This window comes from Sulfurimonas sp. (assembly GCF_028714975.1).
Classification (GTDB): domain Bacteria; phylum Campylobacterota; class Campylobacteria; order Campylobacterales; family Sulfurimonadaceae; genus Sulfurimonas.
The window spans coordinates 23,422-30,075 of record NZ_JAQTLH010000015.1 but is presented as its reverse complement, the minus strand read 5'-3'; the positions used below and the strand labels follow the sequence as shown (position 1 = coordinate 30,075).

Annotated in this window: 5 protein-coding genes; 3 read left to right on the top strand and 2 right to left on the bottom strand. The window is 35.7% G+C overall.

The window, feature by feature from the left end; all coding sequences use genetic code 11:
• Positions 1–200: 200 nt before the first annotated feature.
• Positions 201–929 carry a YaaA family protein gene (locus PHQ93_RS10445; RefSeq protein ID WP_299944125.1) on the top strand — a complete coding sequence of 243 codons (729 nt, stop codon included), beginning with the start codon at positions 201–203 and terminating at the stop codon, positions 927–929.
• 9 nt (positions 930–938) lie between these two features.
• Here the strand turns inward: PHQ93_RS10445 and PHQ93_RS10440 are convergent, their stop codons facing one another.
• Together PHQ93_RS10440 and PHQ93_RS10435 are read right to left on the bottom strand one after the other, a co-directional pair.
• Complete coding sequence (locus PHQ93_RS10440) at positions 939–3,257, bottom strand: heavy metal translocating P-type ATPase (protein WP_299944122.1); 2,319 nt, start codon at positions 3,255–3,257, stop codon at positions 939–941.
• Between the two features lie 32 nt (positions 3,258–3,289).
• A complete protein-coding gene (locus tag PHQ93_RS10435) occupies positions 3,290–3,892 on the bottom strand; it encodes a hypothetical protein (protein ID WP_299944118.1) in 603 nt (200 codons plus the stop codon).
• 122 nt (positions 3,893–4,014) lie between these two features.
• Here PHQ93_RS10435 and PHQ93_RS10430 point away from each other — a divergent pair, with 122 nt between their 5' ends.
• Complete coding sequence (locus PHQ93_RS10430) at positions 4,015–4,767, top strand: RNA methyltransferase (RefSeq protein ID WP_299944114.1); 753 nt, start codon at positions 4,015–4,017, stop codon at positions 4,765–4,767.
• A 12-nt stretch (positions 4,768–4,779) separates the two neighbouring features.
• Positions 4,780–6,651, top strand: coding sequence for a diguanylate cyclase (locus PHQ93_RS10425; RefSeq protein WP_299944111.1), 1,872 nt, complete (start codon positions 4,780–4,782; stop codon positions 6,649–6,651).
• Positions 6,652–6,654 lie beyond the last annotated feature (3 nt).

Below are 6,654 nucleotides of genomic sequence, written 5' to 3'. Positions count from 1 at the left end.
GGATTTGAACCCCGGGCCTGCTGATTACAAATCAGCTGCTCTAGCCAACTGAGCTATGCCGGCATCGAATTTGAGCCAGAATTATAGTGGATAATAATTTAAATGTCAAGAGTTTTTTACTAAAAATATATAATATTTAACTCTTTATGTAAAAAAGGCTATTATTTGTTTATTTTTCCATATAAGGAAGGTCATTTTTTATGCTAAAAATACTATTTTCACCTGCCGAGAACAAAAAAATTGGCGGCAAAGAGAGAGAAAAAGAGCTCTTTGGTTCTAATAACGCAAGAGATGGCATCCTTAGCGAGTATAGCAATATTATTAAAAACGGAGATGAAAACGCGATAAAAGAACTTTTTGGGTTTAAAAAATTTAGCGACTGCGCACCTTATATAAATGATATTTTTATCTCACCGTTTATGTGTGCGATTGAGAGATATGACGGTGTGGCTTATGAGTATCTTGATTTTGATTCGCTTGATAAAAAAGCCAAAGAGTACCTCAAATCAAATATCTTAATATTCTCAAACCTTTACGGACCTATACTAGGTGGAGACACTATCGCCAACTATAAAGTTAAACAAGGCAGTGATATCGGCAAATTTGTTCCTGATAAATTTTATAAACAACGATTTTCATATCAACTTGATTTATACCTTGCAAATAGTGAAATTTTAGATCTTCGTGCGGGTTATTATGATAAGTTTTATGAAGTTAAAAAACCATACACTACTCTAAAATTTTTAAAAGAGGGCAAAGTTGTAAGTCATTGGGCAAAAGCATATAGAGGTTTAATCTTAAGAGCCGCTGCAAAAAACGACATAAACTCAATAAAAGAGTTTACGGCTCTAGAGATAGAAGGTTTGAGTGTAGCAGAAATTATAATTGTAAAAAACAAAACAGAGATTGTTTACAATATTACGCACTAAAAAGCTAATTTATAATTTTATTTGTCTGAGCCTCAGTGCATTGGTAATTACGGAAACAGAACTAAAACTCATTGCAGCCGCGGCAATCATCGGTGAGAGCAGTATCCCAAAAAACGGGTAGAGCAATCCTGCAGCAATAGGAATTCCCGCCGAGTTGTAGAAAAACGCAAAAAATAGATTTTGTCTAATATTTCGCATTGTCGCCCTACTTAACACTCTAGCTCTAACTATGCCCTGCAAATCACCTTTTACTAAAGTGACTCCTGCACTCTCCATTGCGATATCGGTGCCGGTGCCCATTGCAATACCGACATGGGCAAGGGCGAGTGCCGGAGCATCATTAATCCCGTCGCCTGCCATAGCAACAATATGCCCTTGTGCTTGAAGCTCTTTAATAACCTCCGTTTTTTGCTCAGGCAATACTTCGGCATAAACCTCATCGATACCTAATTTTTTTGCAACAACTTCTGCCGTGGTACGATTATCGCCTGTGAGCATAACAACTCTTATGCCTTCTGCATGCAAATCATTAACAGCTTTTGCGGAAGACTCTTTAATGGGATCGGTAACAGCAATAAAACCTGCAGCTTTTAAATCAATAGCAACCAACATAACGATTTTGCCGTCATTTCGTTCTGTATCAGCTTGGTGTGACAACTCTGCCGTATCTATATTTAAACTTTCCAATAATTTTATATTGCCTACCGCAACTGCCCGTCCATCGACTCTGCCGGTTATTCCCATTCCGCTTATGTATTCAAAATTATCGGCTTTAAACAATTCAATGCTTCTATCTTTAGCTCCGTTTACAATAGCATCCGCCAAGGGATGTTCACTAGCTCTCTCCAAGCTTGCCGCTAATCGCAACACTTCACTTTCACCAAATCCATCTTCTGCATATATGGCAACGAGTTTAGGTTTGCCCTCTGTAAGAGTACCGGTTTTATCCACTACCAAAGTATCGACCTTTTCCATAATCTCTAACGCTTCGGCATTTTTAATTAATACTCCAACCGCAGCACCGCAACCCGTTCCTACCATAATAGAAATAGGCGTAGCAAGACCCAAAGCACATGGACATGCAATAATCAAAACCGAAATGGCACTAACAACAGCATAAGCCAAAGATGGTTCAGGTCCAAATATGCGCCAGAGCACAAATGTAATTAGTGCTATAACAACTACAGCCGGAACAAAATAACCAGCCACACTGTCAGCCAATTTTTGTATAGGTGCACGAGAGCGTTGTGCATGCAAAACCATTTCTATGATTTGAGAGAGCAGAGTGTCTGCACCGATTTTTTCTGCTCTCATAAGTAAGCTGCCCTTTGAGTTAATCGTAGCACCTATGAGTTTATCGCCGACAGATTTAGAAACGGCTATCGGCTCACCCGTAACCATTGATTCATCTACATTACTTTTACCTTCTATAACTATGCCGTCTACAGGTATTTTCTCACCGGGGCGAACACGCAAAATATCTCCGACTTCTACATTATCTATGAGAATATCATCTTCGCTTCCGTCACCTCTAATAATACGCGCCTCCTTTGGAGCAAGACCTAACAAAAGTTTAATAGCTGAATTAGTCTGTGAACGAGCACGAAGTTCCAGTACCTGCCCCAAAAGCACAAGAGCAGTAATTACTGCCGCTACTTCAAAGTAGACATCAACCAAACCATCTTTCATCTGCATCATAGGCGGGAAAATCTGTGGAATGAGCAACGCCGTTATACTATATAACCAAGCAACTAAGACGCCGAGTGCAATAAGCGTAAACATATTTAGGTTCATAGTACGCACTGATTTAAAACCTCGAACAAAGAACGGCCAACCGCCCCATAATACAACCGGTGTAGCCAATAAAAATTCTATCCGTTGAACCATTTTCATACTTAGTTCATTCGGCAATAAAGCAGGTAGTAAATCAGCAATCATAGCTAAAGCAAATACGGCAATAGTAAAAACTGCACTTACCCAAAAACGACGGCTCATATCTATAAGTTCTTCATTTTTTTCTTCAACTTTTACTACGACAGGCTCTAGCGCCATACCGCATTTAGGACAAGAACCGGGATGATTTTGGATTATTTCCGGATGCATAGGACATATGTAATCTATTGATTGGTTATCGCTTTTATGAGTCGGTTTAGTCTCTATATTTAGATATTTTTTAGGATTTTGTTTAAATTTTACAAGACAATGTTCACTGCAAAAGTGATAATCATCCTCCATATAACGGTATATATATTTAGAATCACTAGAAACATTCATACCGCAAACAGGGTCTTTGGCTTGCTTAGGCTCTGCACTTAAATTCATACTCATAACGATACCGTCCTTATTTGATAAAATATGTACTAAATATCCCCTCTGTTTTCTACATCTTTAAAATTAGATCTTCTCTCTTCCAGCTCTTTTCTATATGTAAGATAATCGCCGAAATCAAAAAATTTATCGTATCTTGAATGCATATCAATTTGCGGTTTTGAATGTTTTATGGGGCACCAAAACTGCTCGCTTCTTGCAGCTATCTCTCTTGTATAACCTATTACACCGTTAAAATATTCACAATACAAACAGTTTACCTTCTCGACTCTATCAAGATAAAAAAGATTGTACCTGTCAATTACGACATAATCTTTTCTTTTTACCTTTGGTATTTTATATATAGGAAAACAGACACTCTGATAAATAGTAACAAAAATGTCGACAAGAAATGCAGGAATCATCATAGACCAGATAAAGGGAATCGTAAGAATTGCTAAAACCGGAAAGGAAGAGAGATACTTGATAGAACTTATTACTCTTAATCTGCCCTCTTTTATAACATTCTCTTTAAATTTAACTTTTCTATCTTCAAGCGTATAAAAAAACTCGTCTTGCTTTTTTCTCAGCTCTTCTATTAGCTCTTCTTCAAGACTCCTTATTTGGGCTGCTATCTCTTCAATTCTATTATCCATTAATTTTTTTCCAGTTTTTAGTTTTTAGAGTATAACACTATTTATAAATTAAACTGATAAATAAAGGGTACCTCTAAATTAAATTAGTGTAAAATTATAAATATAAAAACAAAAGGTAAATTTTGGAAGATTCACAAGAGTACAAAAACAAAAAAGCATATTTTGAAAAGATAATAACGCTTTACGGCAGAAATGTAGTTATCGAGGTTTTACAAGACAGTACCATAGATATTCATAAACTTCATCTCTCAAACTCCAACAAAACCGACGGTGCAATCGAGACTATTCTTAAACTTACTAAAAAAAGAGGCGTTGAAGTCACTTACCACGATAAAAATGCACTTAGCAGAATCAGCAAGAACGCAAAACAAGACCAAGGCGTAGCAATAGACATTATCGCAAACTCTTACCAAAATGCAAATACGATAAAAGACTTAAAGAGTTTTAAACTTCTGGCACTTGAGGGCATCCAAAATCCCCAAAATCTCGGAATGATTATCCGTTCATGTGCAGGCGGATATGTTGATGGCATAATTCTTCCTAAAAAAAACAGTGCAAAAATCTCTCCGCTTGTCATAAAAGCGAGTGCAGGGACGCTTTTTAAGCTTCCTATATACTACTGCAACACTCTTGATGAAGTTTTAAAAGAGTTAAAAGAGACAAAAATCTATCTGCTCTCTTCACACGCTAAAAACAGCATCTACGATATTAAAAAGAGCGAAAAGTCAATTTTTGTTCTTGGAAACGAAAGTGAGGGAGTCTCAAAAGAGATTGAAAAACTTTGTAACGACTCAATTTGTATTCCCATGAACAGGGGCGTTGAGTCACTTAATGTTGCGGTTACCGCTTCGCTTATCGCTTTTATGAAATCTTAACAAAGGTTTAAAGTGTCGCATATATATCGATTAAATCTCTATATTCCTATTATATTAGCCGTATTTATAATGTCGCTTTTTACCGTATTTGCCATTATCTATGCTCAAGAAAATTCTATTCATGAAAGTAAAAAGAATACTCCTGCATTATTTACAAAATATTTAAATGAAAAAGTTGATAGCGAAGCTGCCGTTCTTGGCGAATATATAGATTTTATTCAAAATATGAAAAATGTAACCGAGCAGTTTAAAGCATCAAACAAACAAGAACTTAACAATTCCATAAAAGAGATATACGATCGCTTAAATAAAAATATCAATCTGACTCACATGTATTTTATAAAACCAGACGGTACCGTTTTGCTTAGAACACACGATTACGAAAAAGATTCAGATATCGTTGAAAGGACAACTTTTAAAAAGGCACAAGAGTTACAATCTATCTATTACGGTCTGGAATTCGGATTGAAAAAAAATTATACGCTAAGAGTTGTAAAGCCGTGGTATGTCGATGGAAAACTTATCGGCTATTTAGAACTTGGAAAAGAGATTGATAAAGTTATCGACGATATATCAGGATTTTTAGAAACACATATCTATCTGGCAGTTAAAAAAGAAATTTATAAAGACGCCCCGACTTTTGTACAAGAAGAGTTAAAGCAAAAAGTTGAGACGGCTAATCATTATATCTCATATAGCACATTTGATATTCCGCATCAAATGAAATCAATTTTAACCAATGATATAAATCTCAATGACATAGAGTTCAAAAAAAATACATACTTTGTTTCAAAGAGTATGCTTTCCGATGTGTCAAGCAAGGATATCGGGTACTTTGTTTTTTTAAGTGATGTATCCCTAGAACATACTCTTATGCACTATTCGGCAAAAATAGTAGTGATCATCCTTACGATAATTTCTTCCGCTCTAATTATCGGAGCATATATCTTGATTCAGAAAAAGGAGAGAAGTATCTATCTCTTAACTTCAGAGCTAAATGGACAAAAAGAGGAGTTATCTCACTTTAATGTCAAACTGCAAAAGCTTTTTGATTTGCAAAAAAATATCGTAATTATCACCGATAAGAAAAAACTGATAATGGCAAATCAAACCATGTATGAGTTTTTTGGTCTTGATGATATAGAGAGTTTTTTTAAACACCATAATTGCATTTGTGAGAAGTTTGTTAATGATGACGAATTCTTTCATTTAGGAAAAGTACCCAAAGATCAAAATTGGGTAAAAGCGATTATAAATCTTTCCGGTGACAAACGCATTGTATCCATGCTTGATTATAATATGACGCCGCATACTTTTAGTGTTTCCGCAAATGAGTTTGAAGAAGGAAGCTACATCGTCTCTTTTACGGATATAAGTTATACAATGATGGAGCATAAAAAGCTTCAACTTAAACTTACCCACGATAAATTGACAAATGCGCTAAATAGAGAATTTTTTGATAACAATATCAATCTGATTATAGAGGAAACTAAGCCACATAGACTTGGAGTAATTATCTGCGATATTGATTACTTTAAAAATGTTAACGACACTTACGGGCATAACCGCGGTGATATTGTTTTAAAAATTCTTGTAAATACGATTAATGAATCAATACGCCAAGAGGATTACCTGATTCGTTGGGGCGGTGAAGAGTTTATCATCCTTATGAAGATTGACACGCTTAACTCTATTGAAAAACGAGTTGAATATATACGCAAGCAAATTGAGAAACAATATTTTGAAGAAGTAACCAATGTCACCGCTAGTTTCGGCGGTACGATTTATAAAGAGGATGAGACAATCACTCAGTGCATAGAACGAGCCGACAAAGCACTCTATACGGCAAAAGAAAATGGCAGAAATCAAATTAAGATAGTATAAACG